The organism is Mesomycoplasma ovipneumoniae (assembly GCF_035918255.1).
GTDB lineage: Bacteria > Bacillota_I > Bacilli_A > Mycoplasmatales > Metamycoplasmataceae > Mesomycoplasma > Mesomycoplasma ovipneumoniae_A.
In genome coordinates this window covers 525,103-543,116 of record NZ_CP142136.1, presented here as the reverse complement: position 1 = coordinate 543,116, position 18,014 = coordinate 525,103, and the positions used below count along the sequence as shown (strand labels likewise).

The 18,014-nt window shown below is 28.8% G+C and carries 10 protein-coding genes and 1 pseudogene; 9 read left to right on the top strand and 2 right to left on the bottom strand.

Annotation, left to right across the window (positions count from 1 at the left end; all coding sequences use genetic code 4):
* Window positions 1-41: 41 nt before the first annotated feature.
* Window positions 42-2,507 (bottom strand): hypothetical protein, encoded by a 2,466-nt coding sequence (locus tag U3G01_RS02025; protein WP_255031209.1) that lies wholly within the window; start codon window positions 2,505-2,507, stop codon window positions 42-44.
* Window positions 2,508-3,407: 900 nt separating this feature from the next.
* Here U3G01_RS02025 and U3G01_RS02020 point away from each other — a divergent pair.
* From U3G01_RS02020 to pgmB, 4 genes are read left to right on the top strand one after another with little or no spacing between them, the layout of a single operon-like run.
* Window positions 3,408-5,417: an alpha-amylase family glycosyl hydrolase gene (locus tag U3G01_RS02020; RefSeq protein WP_255031211.1), complete on the top strand. Its 2,010-nt coding sequence runs from the start codon at window positions 3,408-3,410 to the stop codon at window positions 5,415-5,417.
* A 1-nt stretch (window position 5,418) separates the two neighbouring features.
* Window positions 5,419-7,053, top strand: a complete 1,635-nt coding sequence (locus U3G01_RS02015; protein ID WP_255031213.1) for an alpha-amylase family glycosyl hydrolase — start codon at window positions 5,419-5,421, stop codon at window positions 7,051-7,053.
* A 1-nt stretch (window position 7,054) separates the two neighbouring features.
* Window positions 7,055-9,427, top strand: a complete 2,373-nt coding sequence (locus U3G01_RS02010) for a glycosyl hydrolase family 65 protein (RefSeq protein ID WP_255031215.1) — start codon at window positions 7,055-7,057, stop codon at window positions 9,425-9,427.
* Complete coding sequence (pgmB, locus tag U3G01_RS02005) at window positions 9,417-10,079, top strand: beta-phosphoglucomutase (RefSeq protein ID WP_255031217.1); 663 nt, start codon at window positions 9,417-9,419, stop codon at window positions 10,077-10,079. Before U3G01_RS02010 ends, pgmB begins: the two co-directional genes overlap by 11 nt.
* Before the next feature lie 251 nt (window positions 10,080-10,330).
* Here the strand turns inward: pgmB and U3G01_RS02000 are convergent, their stop codons facing one another.
* A complete protein-coding gene (locus U3G01_RS02000; RefSeq protein ID WP_255031337.1) occupies window positions 10,331-11,578 on the bottom strand; it encodes an IS3 family transposase in 1,248 nt (415 codons plus the stop codon).
* 459 nt (window positions 11,579-12,037) lie between these two features.
* Here U3G01_RS02000 and U3G01_RS01995 point away from each other — a divergent pair, with 459 nt between their 5' ends.
* From U3G01_RS01995 to U3G01_RS01975, 5 genes and pseudogenes are all read left to right on the top strand, one after another.
* Window positions 12,038-12,979, top strand: a complete 942-nt coding sequence (locus tag U3G01_RS01995; RefSeq protein ID WP_255031335.1) for a hypothetical protein — start codon at window positions 12,038-12,040, stop codon at window positions 12,977-12,979.
* Between the two features lie 72 nt (window positions 12,980-13,051).
* A complete protein-coding gene (locus U3G01_RS01990) occupies window positions 13,052-13,450 on the top strand; it encodes a hypothetical protein (protein ID WP_326564867.1) in 399 nt (132 codons plus the stop codon).
* Entirely contained in the window at window positions 13,422-15,227 is a 1,806-nt protein-coding gene (locus U3G01_RS01985; protein ID WP_326564866.1) for a hypothetical protein, read from the top strand. Before U3G01_RS01990 ends, U3G01_RS01985 begins: the two co-directional genes overlap by 29 nt.
* Window positions 15,228-15,466: 239 nt before the next feature.
* The gene (locus U3G01_RS01980) at window positions 15,467-15,802 is read left to right on the top strand and encodes a hypothetical protein (RefSeq protein ID WP_255031304.1); all 336 of its coding nucleotides are present in this window, start codon (window positions 15,467-15,469) and stop codon (window positions 15,800-15,802) included.
* 200 nt (window positions 15,803-16,002) lie between these two features.
* Window positions 16,003-17,810 (top strand): annotated as a pseudogene (locus U3G01_RS01975) (hypothetical protein).
* The last annotated feature ends 204 nt before the right edge of the window (window positions 17,811-18,014 follow it).

Genomic DNA, 18,014 nt, shown 5'->3' with positions numbered 1-18,014 from the left:
CTTTGGTATGTTGATCTTAAATTTAAAAAAAGGTCCCATTTTTAACTAAAATTTACAATAACCCTGCTAGTTCCTTGGTTTGCAAGAAGAATTTTTTTGTAGTATTCAATTGCAACTTTGTCAAAAAATATTTTGGCAAAATCTTCATCGCTTTTAATTTTGCTCAAAACACTTTTGTGGAAAACTTCTGAGCCAAAAGTTTGATCATTTCAAGCGCTTCAAACTGTTGAACTAAATTGCGGATTTGATCGATCAAAACGGGAATTATCAGTATTAAGAATTCCAACACCTTGATTTTCAATTGTCTTATCTGAGTCAATTACGTTAAGAATTTTGTCAAAACTTTTTGATTTTAAGTATTCGTTAATAATTTCTTCAGCATCACCTAGTGTGTATTTGTCAACAGTTTGCCCTGATTTTGTGGTAGTTTTTTGTGCTTTTGTTTGCTTAATTGTCTCAGGACTAACAAATGAGCGAATTAGGGCAGCGCTAACATAATTATTTAAATAAGCACGCGAAATTTTTTCAATTGTTGCATCATCGGCTGGATTTTTGGCAATTAATTTTGCTTTTTCTTGAATTTCTTTAATTTCAGCTGCAATACTTGTCTCAAGTTTTGCAAGATCGTGATTATTGTCAAGAATTAGCTTACTGTATTTTTCAATTTTTTGGTCTTTTTCAGATTGCTCATCACCATTTGCGCCAAAAAGGAAAGCCTCAACTTTACGAACGTGTGCGGTAGTATCACTTTGGGAAATATCAAGATCGTATTTTCCTGCTTTTGCATCTTTAATTCCAACTTTGAAAAAACTCTGGTCAATTTGTCAACTCTCACCATTTCCGGTGAATTTAGATAAATCTGTTTGCCCAAAAATTGTTGCTAAAGTATTACGAATTGCGGCAAATTTTTGGTATTTTTCAATTAAACTGTTAATTTTATTAGCACTTTCAACTAGACTTGAGTCAAGATTTTCTGTCTCAATTCTTGGCCCAAAAGTGAGATAATTTTCTTCTGAACTAGCATCTTGGTTTGTTGTTTTGTCTCAATTTGATTCAACTGTTTGATTAATATATTTTGGATTTGCGGTTTTTTGAATTTGTGCATTTATTGCATTTTCAATTTCGTTATCATCTGTATATTGTAAGTCTTTTTTAAGTGTTTCAAATTTGACATTAAGTGGTTGATTAATTCTTTCGACTTCCTGTTTAATTTGATTTGTTAGCGATTTTACAAACGGAATTTTTGAATCATCTTGGAAATAAGCAGTGTTTGTTTTAGCAGAAAACATTATTTTAAAAAGATCATTAAGCGCTTGTTTTCGTTCAGGAGAAGATGAATTATTTCGTGAATTGATCAAAAAAGATCATGAACCTAAGGCTTGTTTAAAATCAGTTTCATTAGTTGCTTTGGTAATGTTAAAAAAAGACTTGGCATCTGCAGATTTTTCTGAGTTTTGCACATCTCAAGTTCCAATAATTGCAAATTTTAGTTTCTTTTCTTTCATTAGGCGAAAAATTGTATTTTGGGTAACATTCATATCAGATTTAATAATTTGTGCTAAATCTGCTTGTGAAATTCCCTTTTTAGACCAAATTGAATTTTTGTAATCAGCTTCACTTCCATAAGCGGCCTTAAAAACTGGGTAGTAAATTTTTGCCACTGATTTAAAAGCTTCACGGAAATACTGTTGGTATTCATTGTTTTCAGGTTTCAAATTTGCATCAACAACTGGATCAATATCACTATGAAGAAGACCAGAAGTAAATTGATTATTTTTAGTATATAATAATTTTGACATTAAATTTAATGGTTTACCGTCTTCGTCTTTTAAGTTTTCGCGCTGAGCAATTTTTTCAAGTGCACCAGCAAGAACACCATTTCCGTACCAAAAGTCTTGGATTCTAAATAAACCTTCGCCTTTTTCAACAAGTTCGGCAAGTGAGTCTGTGTCTGCATTTTGCAAAATTTTCCGAGTTTGGTCTTCATTTTCTGTTGAAGCTAGAACAATTCCTTCTTTGTTATGTTGAATTCCAACAAATTCTGAATGGACTCTGTTGTTTTTTAGGCCAAAAACAGTCCCAAAATTTTTCATATTTTCTTTTTCTGTTGATGTAGCACCAATTTGAGATGTAATTTCATCAAATAAATTAGGCAAAAAATCATTCAGATAAGAAACTGCACCACCTTGAACTAGGTCGGTAATTCTGTCTTGAGGTGCATAAAAAATATCAGGCGTATTATTTGTGTCTGTGTGTCCGACTGTTGAAAAATCTAGTGCTGCAAAGACATTTTTGGAAATAGTTCTAATTTTAAAGCCGTTTTTTGTTGCTGAATCAGTTTTATTAAATTCTTCAATATTTTGTTTTCAATAATTTGTCTGGGCCGGGTCAACGGCGACAATAATTTCTTTATTATGTGCAAATTCGTTTACAGGACCACCACAAGCTATTAAGGCAAGCGGGCTAAAAGAAACCACTCCAAAAATTGATTTTGTTATTTTCTTCATGATAATTCCTTTCAAAAAAACACTTTTACATCTATTTAAAAACAATTTTGTGTTTAAAAAAGCCAAAAACTGAAATAATTAAGTTAAAAAAGCTAAAAAATGGAAAAAAATTAGTAAAAATTGACAAAAAAGTTACCCATTTATAATTTTCAGTTTTTGAAAGAATGTAAATCAAGTGAATACATAAGAAAATATTGACAACTCAAGCTGTTATGCTAATAGATATTATGAATTTTCAAAAATAACTGTTAAATTCGTTAGATAAAATTAGACTTCAATTTTCGCTAATTTTCCATTCATATTTTCCAAAAGCTAATAAAACTAATACTCAAAAAGTAGAAATTACAAAATTTCCAATAAATAAATAAAAGTATTCGATGATTTTAGGACGGTACTTTCGTTCAAGAGGCAGTTTTCCTAAAAAAATATACCGAAACCTTGTTTTTAACGTTGGTTTTGAATTTGTCATATGTCTATACGTACTCTTTTCTAATTTTATCAAAAAAAATAATTTTTTATTGAAAAATTCAAAAAATGTAAAAAAAGTCTCATAAAATTATTTTTTTGTGAAAAATCAATATTTTTCTTTATTTTTTGCAAAATTAATGTATAATTATTCCAACTATTAAAACCAGTTTTTGATTAACTAAAAAATGGTATTTTCTAGCCCAACTTCGAAACTGAGTAAAAAAATATCTCAAGCAATTATTGGTTAGCCAAAGCTTGAAAAAATAATAAAAAAAAATAAAAAAAATTTTTTTATGTTAAAATACAAGAATGCAATTTTTTTATTATTTAAATATAGAAATTTAAATTTTGCATTTATTTTTCGGCAAGTTATACTAAATTATTAAATTTTGCCAATAATTTGCCAAATTTTTTTATTATTTAGGTGTAAACATGCTTTTTGACTATGAAAAAAGTCTAATTCGCAAACATTCGCGCGGAAAAATATACCTAGGACCGCTTGGCTTGTTTTTGAAAGATGAAAAGTTTCATTTTTATTTTTGATCTCCTGATGCAATTTCAGTTCAATTTTTAATTTATAAACACTTTGAAGATTCAACCCCTTTTAAAACAATAAAAATGAAAAAAACAAAAGGAGCCTGGTTTTGCAAAATTAGCAAAAATTTTGAATCATATTCATATAATTTGAAGGTTGAACACCCTAATTCGACAGCAACTTTCGCCCTTGATCCATATGCATTCAGCCTTGCTCCTTTTGATTGAACTAAAAATGAAACTCCTAAAGCCTTTTTAATTGATATTTTTTCAGAAAAAGCTGGCCAAATGCCTTCAGATATTAACTTATTTGAAGCTGATCCCAAAATTGATGCCCAGATTTACGAGCTCCATGTTCGTGATTTTAGTTCGCTTTCAAAAAAAGTCCAATATCCTGGAACTTTTATTGGAGCAATTGATAATGGTATTTTTTCTTATTTAAATAAGCTGAATTTAAACTTTTTACAATTACTTCCACTCCATTCTTGCTATACTTTTGCCCAAAAAAATGTTCCTATTCTCCACCAAGGCGACGGAAAAGGTCATTATAGTGTTTATAATTGGGGTTATGACCCAATTGGTTTTTTTTCACTTAATTCCAGTTATTCAACAAATCCACAAGACCCTTATGCAAAAATTGTTGAATTCCGTAATTTTGTTGATCAAGCTCACAAAAACAACATTGGAATAATTCTTGATGTTGTTTATAATCACACTTTTGAAAATTCAGTTTTTGACAATGTTGCCCCAGGTCATTTTTATCGTGAAAATGCTGAAATTTTTCCAGTTGGTTTTGCGCCCTTAGACTCCCAAAAACCGATGGCTTTTAGGCTAATTTTAGACTCACTCATTTTTTTTGTTAAATATTATAAAGTTGATGGATTTCGCTTTGACTTAGCTTCATTTTTAGATAAAAAATCACTTCAAATTATCGATACAGAGCTAAGAAAAATTAATCCTAACATTTTATTATACGGAGAAGCTTGGGATTTTAGTGATTTACCTTTTTCTAAAAGACTAACAAAAGGAAAAGAAGGCAATAATTTTAATTTTGGATATTTTAATGACACAATTCGAAACGCAGTTCGTGGCAGTGATGAACCAACAGATAAAGGTCTTATTTTATCAAAAAATGCTGTAAAATTCGGCGCTTATGTGTCTTCAATTCCAGGAAATATTGCTGATTATGATTTTAAAGATTTTTACCATTCTAAAAAACGCTATGATCTTTTTGCTAATGAAATTAGTCTAAATTTGTCATATTTAACTTGTCATGATGGGCCGACTTTGGCAGATAAAATTTTGTCATCATCTCCAAAAATCACAAAAAAACAATTTATTGAAACTTACCGACAAGCCTTGATGTTAGTTTCTTTTGTCCAAGGAAAAGTGCTTTTTAGTTCCGGAAGTGAGTTTTGCTTTTCAAAAGTTTGTGATTTTTCTGGAGCAACTTATCAAGCTTGCCATCCAAATTTAAATCAAAAAAATCCACCTTTTGAGTTTTTAAATGCTGATTTTTTTGATTTTAATTCTTATAAGACAACAGATTTTACTAACGGTTTAAAATTTGATATTTTAAAAATTAAGCAAATTGAAGAACAAATTTTTAATTTTTTTGCCAAAATTAATGAATTTCGGCAAAAAACCAAGTTTTTTAGACTAAAATCTAATCAGCAAATTAAAGATTGTCTAAATTTTGAAACTGTTGACAAAAACAAAGGATTAATTATTTATCAAATTGACTTAGAAGGTCAGAGTGTTAAAATTATTCACAATTTTTCAAATAATCAGTATGAGTATAATTTTGATGACTTTGAGATACTTTTTAATTCAAAATTGAATAATATTAACAATTTAATTCAACCTCATCAGTCTATTTTGCTAACAAAAAGGATTAATTTTTACTAAAATGAAAACAAATTTAAAAGATAAAGTAGTATACCAAATTTTTGTCAGATCATTTTATGATGCAAATAATGACGGAAATGGCGATATTCTTGGAATTTACAATAAACTTGAATATCTTAGTGATTTAGGAATTGACGCAATTTGATTAACCCCATTTTATGAGACTAATTTTGTTGATGCCGGTTATGATGTTCTTGATTATAAGTCAATTTGGTCTAAATTTGGTAGTCTTAATGACTTTGCTAAACTGACAAAAAAAGCCCGTGAGTTAAATATAGATATAATAATTGATGTGGTTTTAAATCATGTCTCAAGTCAGCATTCCTGGTTTCAAAAGGCAATTGAATGGCCTGAAAACAAAGAGCATAATTATTTTATTTGAAGAGAAAAATTAAGCCCTGAAGAACAAAAAGCAATTTCAATTTTTGGCGGTTCAGCCTGAGAATGACAGCCAGACGTTCAAAAATATTATTTTCACCTTTTTAGCACTGACCAAGTTGATTTAAATTGAGCCCACCCAGATACACAAGCCGCTTTTGTTGACATTATTAATTTTTGGTATGACCTTGGAGTTCGCGGTTTTCGTCTTGATGCGATCAAACATGTTGCTAAAAATTTTGAAAATGTTGAACAAAATCCGTATTTTTCCTGATGCAAAGGTGCCCAAGAATATCTTGAAAAATTTAACGAACTTGCCTTTAAAAATAAGCCCGATGCCTACACTTTTGGCGAAGCTAGCGGAATAACTGTTGAAGAATTAATAAAATACGGGGCTGGAAAATCACCTTTGGCTAACAATTTTTTTAACTTTTCATGATGATGAATCGGCTGGTCAAACAAAACTGGAAGAAACGGATTTAATGCAAATTGAGACTATCAAGATTTTATTAACGCCCAAATCCCTTTTCAACACAATGATGAAATTAGTCCGAGTTTAATGAGCAATTTTCTTTCAAATCATGATACTTCCAGGGCAATTTCTCGTTGAGGAGACTATCCATTTTTTTGAAAAGAATCAGCAAAATCACTAGCTCTTTTACTTTTTTCAATGCGTGGAATTCCGATAATTTACTACGGTGAAGAAATTGGAATGACAAATTCTTACTTTGAAAATAGACAAGATTTTGTTGACATTGATATGAAAAATGCTTTTGCTTCACTTGTTGACAGAGAAAAAATTTATTCTGAATCAGAAATGTTAATTTATGCAAATATTAACAGTCGCGATTCAGGAAGAGGTCCTTTGCGCTGAAATTTAGATAAAAACAACGGATTTTCAAGCCAAAAAGCCTGAATTAACACAAGCCTTGATGACCCGCGAATGAATGTTGAGAGTCAAACTTTAGACAAAAATTCAATTTTAAATTTTTATAAAAAATTAATTTTTCTTTATAAAAATGACTTAAAAGATTTGCTTGTTGATGCAAAAGCAAAATTAGAAATAACTAAAGACGGAATTTGTAAAATTAGCCGTGAATTTAAAGGTGAAAAATTAATTTTTTACTTAAATTTAACAAAAAAAGAATTACCTTTTGCCGAAAAAATTCAGCAAAAACCGCTGCTTTCTTCATATCAAGATCTCAAAAAACCTGAGGATTTTTTACGCCCATTTGAGTCAATTTTAATTAAGGAATAAAATGAAAACTAATCAATTTTTAGCGTATGATAATTTAAAAAAACTAGTTATTCAAAATGGCTTTGACCGAAGATTTACAGGAAAAACTGAATCAATTTTTGCCTTAACAAATGGATATTTAGGTCTGAGAAGCAGTGATGAAGAACCTGATTATTATAATAAACCAGGATTTTTTGTAAGTGGAGTTTTTAACAAAGATGTTGAACATGAAGTTCCGGAAATTTGTAATTTAGCTGACTCAATTACAACCCCAATTTTTATAAATGAACAACCCTTAATTCTTGATTCTGAGGACCAATATCAAAAAGTTTTTGATATAAAAAATGGATCACTATCGCGCTTTGTTAGACTTACTCGCCAAAAAAACACTATAAAAATCGACACTTTTCGTTTTGTCTCACATCAGAACCTCAATTTTTATGCCCAAAAAATTGATGTTGAAATTCTTGAAGTTAGTCCTGAAAATGAATATGTTCAAATTGAATTTCGCCCGCAAATTAATGCCCAAAACACAAACACAGGAACTCAACATTTTGCCGAAGGTGAAAAATTTCGCCCTTTTGAAAACGCTCTGCAGTTAAAACAACGTTCAACTAGCTCAAATTTGTTAGTTATTCACAATTTAGTTTGCCACTTTGAAGTCAATGGTCAAAGAATAAAACCTGGAGATGACAATTTTCAAGTTGATGCCTCAAGACGACTAATACTGTTTCGAATCAAAGGAAAATTCAAAAAAGGAACAAAAATAAGTCTGATAAAATTAATGTCAGTTCATACTTCCATTGATGATTCAGAAAATTTAATTGAAGATTTAGAGCTTGAAAAACAAGCAAATTTAACACTAAAAACTTTACTAAACGCCGATTTTCATGAGTCTTTTTTAGAATCAAGCCAAGCCTTAGACAAAAATTTATGACAAAAATTTCTTGTCAAAATTGACTCAAATTCCCAATTTGACCAGCTTGGACTTGATTTTGGACTTTATCATCTAAATGGACTTTTTCGCAAAAATTCGACCGAAATTAACGCAGGAGCCAAAGGTTTAACTGGCGAAGGATATCAAGGTCATACTTATTGAGATTCAGAATTTTTTATTAATCCTAATTATCTTTTTGTTGAACCTAATGTTGTCAGAAATTTATTAATTTATCGTTATAAAGGCTTAGAGGCTGCCCGAAAAAAAGCTGCTTCTGTTAAACTTAGACCTCAAGAATCTAACCTTGAAGGAGCCCAATTTCCCTGAGAGATGGCCCTGCCTAAAGATGGTGAGGTTTGTCCAATTTGAGGTCAAGTTGATATAATTTCTGGAAAACAAGTCCCAATTGCCTCTGCCCGTCAAGAAATACATGTCTCAGCTGATATTGCATATGCAATTCAACAATATTTTGTTGTTACTTTGGATCAAGATTTCATGGAAAAATACGGCTATGAAATAATTTTTGATACTGCTTGATTTTACACTAATCGGGCTGAGAAAAACATTAACGGAAAATTTGAAATTAATGATGTAATGGGTCCAAATGAATACAAAGGAAATATTAACAATTCAGCCTATATTAACGCAATGGCAAAATATAACCTTGATTTAGCACTTTTTTATTTTGAAAAAATAAAAAATACTCCAGTATTTGCTGAGGTTCTTAGAAAAATTCCTTATAAAATTGATTTTGAAAAAATCAAAAATGTTGCTCAAAATTTAGTCCAACAAAAGCAAAATTCAGAGCTAATTATCGCCGAAAATGACAGCTTTTTAGAGCTAGAACGAAACGATATTAGCGAATTTAAAATGCTTGGTGATGCAGGAAAAAAACTTTTTTCACTTGTAAAAGGACAAAAAATTCTTGCATCCCAACTAGTTAAACAAGCTGATGTTGTTTTACTTTTATACCTTTTTCCTGAGTGCTATTCTGAAGAAGTTAGAGCAAAAAACTTTGATTTTTATGAGGAAATTACAACACATGACTCTTCACTTTCGGCGGCAACTTATGCAATTGAAGCAATAAGACTTAACAAAATTGACAAAGCTTATCAACTTTTTAAATACGGAATTAACATTGATTTAGGCCAAAACATGAAAAGTTCTGATGCTGGAATTCATGCCGGATCGCTTGCTGCAATTTGGCAAATGGTTGTTTTTGGCTTTGGTGGTCTAACTTATTTTGACCATAAAATTCATTTAAAACCTAATTTACCAAAACAGTGAAATTCATTAATTTATAACTTTAGTTTTCAAGGTGCAAATTTACAAGTAAGAATTGATCACTCAACTTTTAGGGTTGAAAATTTTAATAAAAAACCTGTAAAAATTTGAATAAATAATCAAGAAGAACTTATAGAAAGCGTGCATTTTTTTGCAATAAACCATGAAAATTAAAGGACTGATATTTGATCTGGATGGAATAATAACAGACACTGCCCAATTACATTTTTTAGCCTGAAAACAATCACTTTTAGCAGAAAATATTGACTTTTGTGAGTCTGAAAATGCCCAATTAAAAGGACTCTCAAGAAAAGAAACGCTAAAAGCAATTTTAGAACTAAAAAAACTGACCTGAGATGAACAAAAAATTGATGATGTCTGTTTTAAAAAAAATGAAATTTACTTAGAATTACTTGAAAATCTAAATAAAGACCATCTCTTGCCAGGAATATTAGATTTATTAACAAAGGCAAAAAGTAAAAAATTGAAAATTGCACTAGCCTCAAGTAGTCTTAATGCCCCTTTAATTTTAGAAAAACTTGGAATTATTGCTTTTTTTGACTATATTGCTGATCCTAAGAAAATCAAAAAACCTAAGCCAGCGCCGGATATTTTTCTATTGGCTTCAGAAGGATTGTCTCTAAATCCCGAAAATTGCATTGGCTTTGAGGATTCTCTTTCAGGGTTTTTATCAATAAAAAGCGCAAAAATGAGATCAGTTGTTGTTTCTTTGGATCAATTTAGTGAATTTAATCAAGCTGATTTTTGATTTTCATCAACAGATCAGCTTAAAATTGACCATATTTTAACAGTTTTAAACAACTAATCAAAAAAATCTTTTTTAAATAACAAATTACTAAACAAATTCAGACACAAATAATTGAGCATCAACCTCGTCCTTCTAAGAACATTTTCCATTTTTCTTGATAAATTCCACTATCATTTTTCAGAAAGACCCTTAATTTTCTAAATTAGTAGAAAAATCTCAGACAATTAGTTTTTTACCTATGATTTTGATTGCACCACTTTTGTTAATTTTTTCTAGCATGTTCATTTTAAAAATTTTGGACAAATAATTTACCTTATATAAGAGCTTGGACTTTTATATGATAAGCAACTTTGAGGCCTTTCATTGTTATACCAATCAATAAATGAACTTATTTTTTGATAAGCGGTAGCCACATTTTCAAAATTTTGGCCCTCAATATTAAGCAATTCGCGTTGAAAAACTGCGTAAAAATATTCAATAGGGCGGTTTGCAAGGGCATTTCCTTTTGGTGACATTGATTGTTGGATACCATTTTGCTTTAAAAAATTAGCAAATTTGTAGTTCGCATATTCCACACCATGATCTGAATGGAAAAATTTTGGTTTAATATTATACTTTTTGATCGTTTCTTTTACTAAGTTTATAGTTTCTTCTGAAAATCTAGTTTTAGAAATTGAAAAATTTAGCAGGTAATTGGATTTTGTTTCAATAATTGAGTGTAGGTAAAATCATTCGTTGTTAATTTTGATAAATTTAATATCAGCAAACCATTTTTCACCAAAATTTTCTGAGCTAAATTCACCTTTGATATGATCTTCAGTCCAAATTCGCGTAAACTTTTTCTCTTTTGGCGCTGTTTTTCCTTGCCTTTTATAAGCTAGTGATTTTAATCCTAAAAATTCGTAGTGTTTTTGAAACACGTACGTGGATACATAATTTCCCTGATTTTTGTAAATATTATATAGGACGTCGCGCCCTTTAACTTTTCAATTTAAAATGAAATTTTCACGAATTCACTCAAGTAATTTTTCATCATAAATCATTTTCTTTGGTGGTTTTTTTACCCTTATTTTCTCATAAATCGAACTGCGATTAATATTGAAAACACTACAAATTCTAGTGGAATTTTCGATTTTGTTTTTATCTTTTTCTTGTTCTTGCTTTCGCTTTTTGAGCTCCTCAAGAACAATTGCGGGGTCAACCCCGTATCTTCTAAGAACATTCTCCATTATTTCTTGATAAATTTCACGATCGTTTTCAGAAAGATCGTTAATTGTATATTTCCTTTTTGGTTTACGCGGTGATTTGATTTTCCCACGAACACTTATCAAACTTTTCATATCATTATTATAAAACTTTTTTTGTCAATTTCTTATCAAATTATTAGCATATATATGCAACATTCATTCTTTATGTGCTTTTTTACTTTTTGATTTGCTTTTATAAATTTCTCTAAATTCTTCTGCAAATTGCAAAATTGCGTTTTTCAATCCTTTAGATTCGGCAATTTTGATGTATTTAAATTTGTCTTCAATTGTGAATTTGTATTGTTTCATTTTGACACATCTTTTTTTGAATGTGCCTGAAATTAATATACTAACTTAGACCCTTAATTTTCTATTTCTTTTTTGAGTTAGCAGAGATTTATTTTTCATAGATTTATCAAACTTTTTTGGCAATTTCTTATTAAATTGTTTCGTGTACATGCAAAATTGACTCTTTGTGTCAATTTTGCATTTTTCTTTTTTATAAATTTGTCTAAATCCTTCCTAAAAATACAAAATTGCGATTTTTAACCTTTAGATTTGCCAATTTTAATGTTCTTAAATTTGTCTTCAACTGCGAATCTGTATTGTTTCATTTTAACACATCTTCTTAGAGGCTCCTAAAATTAGCGCGCTAATTTGTATTAATTTATTCTTTTTAAACGCAATATTTTTAAATGAAATTTTCAGAAAAATTCTTAAAGACATGTTATAATTTTAAATTAAGAATTTTATTAATTAGGAGAAAAAATGAAGAAAAAATTGAAACTTTTTAAGTTTCTCACTAATATTCTCGCTTTCACTTCACTGACACTAAGTGTTTTTGGGCCGCTTTGACACTTTCAAAATACAAAAAGCTATTCAGACTTTAAACTTGAAACTCGTGATATAGATTTATCAAATTCAAAAAAACCGGTAAATTTTGATGATTTAGTGCAAATTGTTTCAACCAAAAACCAACAAAATTCGCTTGTCATCAATGCAAATATTAAAAAAGCCCAAACACGACTAAACAAAACAAGTACTAATTCAGACTCTCCTAATCTAGATGATATCGAAATTCAAATTAATCAAGAAGGTGAGGTAATTTTAAATAGTGCTTCACTTGAATTTGTTAACAAAAAAGCTGAACTCTATTTTGAAGAAGGTGTTCCAAAACTAAAATTAGAAGGCTATGTTTTTGACTTTAGAGAGCTTCAGAATCAAACTCGGGTTGAAAAAACCTTCTTTTTCCTTTTACCTTTTATTCCATTTATTTCAAATGCTGTCGCAGCTGCCATTACCGCAGTAGCAGTTTCCACTGCTGCTGCGGTAGCTGTGGAAACTTTTCCAAGTGTTGTTGATGGTGTAGGTAGATGATTTGAACGCAGTGGAAGTTACAGTGCGCCAGCTGATGATAGCCCTATTGTTTGAAGAGATACTGACTCAATTGAAGTTGATTTAGATAAATTGACAAAAGGAAAAAGTAAGTCTAGAATTAAAGCAATGGCAAATATAAAGATTTTAAGACTTTCTGTTGTAAAAGATGAGACAAAATTAAGACAATACACTGGAATTCATCCAGCTTGATTTTTTAATTTTCACACTGAAGGCTTAAAATCATATTTTGTTATTAGTGAACAAGCAATTCCAGAAACTGCAGCTTGACTTTGAGCCGTTTCAAATTTGACAATGCAGTCAAAATTAACTTAAATTGTTATTGATACTTTCCCGCCTAGTTCAGTAAAAGCTGAAATCAATAAAAATGAATGAGACCGTAAAAATATGGAGGAAAAATTAAAGTCCCCTATTGATTTTTATTCGAATAATCGATGAGTTATGTGAAATTTGGCTGAAAAAACAAGAGATACAGCAAATTTGATAGTGGGAAATAGATGGTCAATTGATCCAAATAATAATTTAAATAAAGATCCCAGTTTTACTAAAGGCCCTTTTGTTACCGGGAGCGGACTTGCTCATGATTCTATTGATTGAACCGATCCTAAAAACGCTTTTGAGATTCCTGATAAACAATCTAATCCAAAATCATATACAAAAGTTTTTTTCCCAAGTTATCATGTAAGAAGAGTAAGACTTAAAAAGAAACGTGTAGATAGGGATAAAATGTTAAATGTAGAAAAGGTACATTTTTTATATGGAAGTCCAATTAGATTTGAAGTCTAAAGCAAAAAAACAATTAAAAGAACTAAAATATTTAGAAATTGATATTAAAAGTCATTGCTTAATTGAACGGATATTTTCTGATGAAGATTTTCACAATGATTGTAATAATGAATATCGAACAATTCCAGACTTTTTATGAGTTTATGTCATGGATTCTTGCGCGGTTGTAGACAATCCAATTGAAACTATTATTGGCTTAGATTACAAACGTGATGATTATGTTTATAATTTAAGACTAGAAGATATCCCAAAAACAGTCTTCTTTTTGAAAAAACTGAAAGACTTTGATTTTTATGATGAAATTAGGTGTTTGTCACGTAGATGAACTGATAAAGATTATTGTCAAAAAAAAGAAAATCTAAGTGATAAATGCAAATGAGAACCCTATTTTTCGGACAGTCCCTATGAGACTAAAGATTTTAGAGTACTAATCGTCGCTTTTGAAAATTTTGGTGACACAGAAAAATGTGAATTTTCAATTTCCTTTCCTGCAGTTTTTCAAAAAATGTTCAAATCAAAAGATGAACTAAAAAAAATTGAAAATTTGATAATTAAGGAAATCAAAGAAAGCGTTCCTTATGCAAAACCAAAAAATTTATGAAATTATCGCGAAAAAATCTTTGATTTTTTATCGAATAGATATGAATATAATTCAAAGTTTCTAGATATAAATAAAGCATATTTAGGCAAAAAAGTAGAAAATATATACAATTTGTTATTAAAAGAGAATTATAATTTTAGTAAAAAAACCAAAATTAACCCCATTCAAAATGTATTTACTTTTGAAACTTATGAAAATTTGCTTAAAAAATTTGAAAAATACGGGATTAAAAAGCTTGATTTAAACATTGAAAACCGGGATAAATTTATTCTTAGTTGATTTGATAAATTCGGTACTGAATATCGAAAATATTGCATCAACCTTTTTGGTAAAAATGGTCAATTTTATTATGATAATTTGAATAAATGAACAAATAAAATCGAATTTATCTATTTGTTGCAAATTTTATTTGGTCCTAGATATCATTTTAACACTGAGAATGTTGACCTTGCTGAACCTGATTATTTTATTTTACCAAGTTGAGCCAAACTTAAACTAGAAAATTTCCAAATTTTTTACTTTGGCGACCAAGAATACGGACTTTTTGATGAAATAATTTCCCAATTTGACTCAAAAAAGCCAGTTTTTTGATTTAAACCGTATTATCGTTCTGCTTATAGTACCAACACTGGTTGAATTTCGCCCATTTCCTTAAAAAATTTTATTCTATTGTACGTCGACGGTCAAAAAATTTATTACTGAATTGGCCATTCAAATTTATATGATGATATTTATCAAGGTAAATATGAAATTTTAAAATATTATTTCAAACAAAAATTAGTCAAACTTGAGCAAGATATTTTTCTGCGAAATAACCAAGATCCGCAGTTTGTTTTTGCTTCTCTACCAAAATCAAATTATTTAAATAAAAATGTAATTGAATCTTCTATGAAAGAACTAATTTTATATCGTGATGCAATTAAAAAATTTCATGAAGAAACAACTCATCAATTTAAGTATTTTGATGATTTTATAGAAAATTCGGATTTATATAGCCAACAAGAAAAGAAATTGATTTTAGAAAGACACTTTGATTTTTCTTGAAATTCTAGAGACGAAAATTACTATTTTGAAGAAATTTCAAAAACAGATTTTCGCGGTGATTATAGCGAGAAAGCTCTTGATGATGAGAAAATGTTCGCTGATCTTTTCGACGGCGAAAAACTTCGAGACTAAAAATTTTAAATTCTTTTTTTAAAATTTTTAGGTTTTTTATTTTTGTTTATTCAAAAATAAAAATTTTGTTAGAAAAATTTTGTTAGAAAAATTTTGTTTATTTGCAAAAATTGCTTGAATTTTTATCAATTTTTTTAAGACGCTGAATTTTTAATGAAATTTTCCCTAAAAAGTTTTGGTGTATGCTATAATTTTAATGAGTAAAGAATTTGAATATAGTATATAAAAAGGGAGAAAACATGAATAAAAAACTGAAACTTTTTAAGTTCATTGTTAATATTATTACTTTTTCATTATTAAGTCTAAGTGTTTTTAGCATACTTTTACATTTTCAAAGTACAAAAAGTTATTTAGATTTTAAACTCACAGCCCGTTATTTAGATTTATTAAATCCAAAAAAACCGCTAAATTTTGATGATTTAGCCAAAATTTTTTCAACCAAAAACCAAGAAAATTCGCTTGTTATTAATGCGAATATTAAAAAATCCCAAACATATCTAAACAAAACAAGCGCTAATTCATCCCCTCCTAATCAGATGATATTGAAATTCAAATTAATCAATATTGTCAGCTAATTTTAAATAGTTATTCACTTGAATTTATTAACAAGAAAGCTGAGCTCTATTTTGAAAAGGGTGTACCAAAACTAAAATTTAAAGTTCATGTTGTTGACTTTAGAGAATTTCAAAATCAAACTTGGGTTGAAAAACCTTCTTTTTTATAAATCAGTATACTAATAATAAAAATGTTAAATGTTGAAAAGGTGGATTTTTATATGAAAAACCAATTAGATTTGATGTCTAAAACAAGAAAACAATTAAAAAAACTAAAATATTTACAAATTGATTTTCAAACTTATTGCTCAGTTGAACAAATATTTTCCGATGATAATGATTTACCCTGTGATCCCTATGAAAAATATCGACGAATTCCACACTTTCGATGAGTCTATGTCATGGATTTTTGCGCTGTTGTAGACAATCCAATTGAAACTATTATTGGTTTAGATTACAAACGTGATGATTATGTTTATAATTTAAGACTAGAAGATATTCCAAAAACAGTCTTTTTTTAAAAAAATTAAAAGACTTTGATTTTTACGATGAAATTAGGTGTTTGTCGCGTAGATGAACTGATAAAGATTATTGTCGAAAAAAAGAAAATCTAAGTGATGAATGTAAATGAGAACCCTATTTTTCGGACACTCCCTATGAGACTAAAGATTTTAGAGTACTAATCGTCGCTTTTGAAAATTTTGGTGACAAAGAAAAATGTGAATTTTCAATTTCCTTTCCTGCGGTTTTTCAAAAAATGTTCAAATCAAAAGATGAACTAAAAAAAATTGAAAATCTGATAATTAAGGAAATCAAAGAAGGTGTTCCTTATGCAAAACCAAAAAATTTATGAAATTATCGGGAAAAAATCTTTGATTTTTTATCAAAAAGATACGAATATAATTCAAAATTTGTAGATACAAACAAACCATATTTAGGACAAAATGTAGAAAATATCTATAATTCGTTGTTAAAAGAGAATTATAATTTTGGCAAAAAAACCCAAATTCAACCAATTCAAAATGTATTTACTTTTGAAACTTATGAAAATTTGCTTAAAAAATTTGAAAAATACGGGATTAAAAAACTCGATTTAAACATTGAAAACCGGGATAAATTTATTCTTAGTTGATTTGATAAATTCGGTCCTGAATATCGAAAATTTTGCATCGACCTTTTCGGTAAAAAAGGTCAATTTTACTATGATAATTTGAATAAATGAACAAATAAAATTGAATTTATCTATTTGTTGCAAATTTTATTTGGTCCCAGATATTATTTTCCCACTGAGAATGTTGACGTTGATGAACCTGATTATTTTATTTTACCAAGTTGAGCTAAACTAAAACCAGAAAATTTCCAAATTTTTTACTTTGGTGGGCAAGAATATGGACTTTTTGATGAAATAATTGAACAATTTGACTCAAAAAAGCCAGTTTTTTGATTTAAACCGTATTATCGTTCCGCTTATAGCACCAACACTGGCTGAATTTCGCCAATTTCCTTAAAAAATTTCATTTTATTGTATGTTGACGGGCAAAAAATTTACTACTGACTTGGCCATTCAAATTTATATGATGATATTTATCAAGGCAAATATAAAATTTTAAAATATTATTTTAAGGAAAAATTAGTCAAACTTGAACAAGAAATTTTTCTACGAAATAACCAAGATCCGCAGTTTGTTTTTGCTTCTCCACCAAAATCAAATTATTTAAATAAAAATGTAATTGATTCATCTATGGAAGAACTAATTTTATATCGTGATGCAATTAAAAAATATCAAGAAGACACAACTCATGAATTTAACTATTTTGATGATTTTATAGAGAATTCAGATTTATATACCCAACAACAAAAGAAATTGATTTTAGAAGAGCATTTTGATTTTTCTTTAATTTCTAGAGACAAAAATAACTTTTTTGATGAGATTGCAAAAACAGATTTTCGCGGTGAATATAGCGAGAAAGCTCGTGATGATGAGAAAATGTTTGCTGATCTTTTCGATGGCGAAAAACTTCGAAGCTAAAATTTTAAACTCTTTCTTAAATTTTTAGCTTTTTTATTTTTGGTTATTCAAAAATAAATATTTTGCTAGAAAAATTTTGTTTATTTGCAAAAGTTGCCTGAATTTTTTCTGCCTATTTATTTTTTTAAGAGCTGAGAAATAATTTAGCTGATATAAAAACTTGGTCATTTATATGATAGGCAACTCTGAAGTTTTAATTTGTCA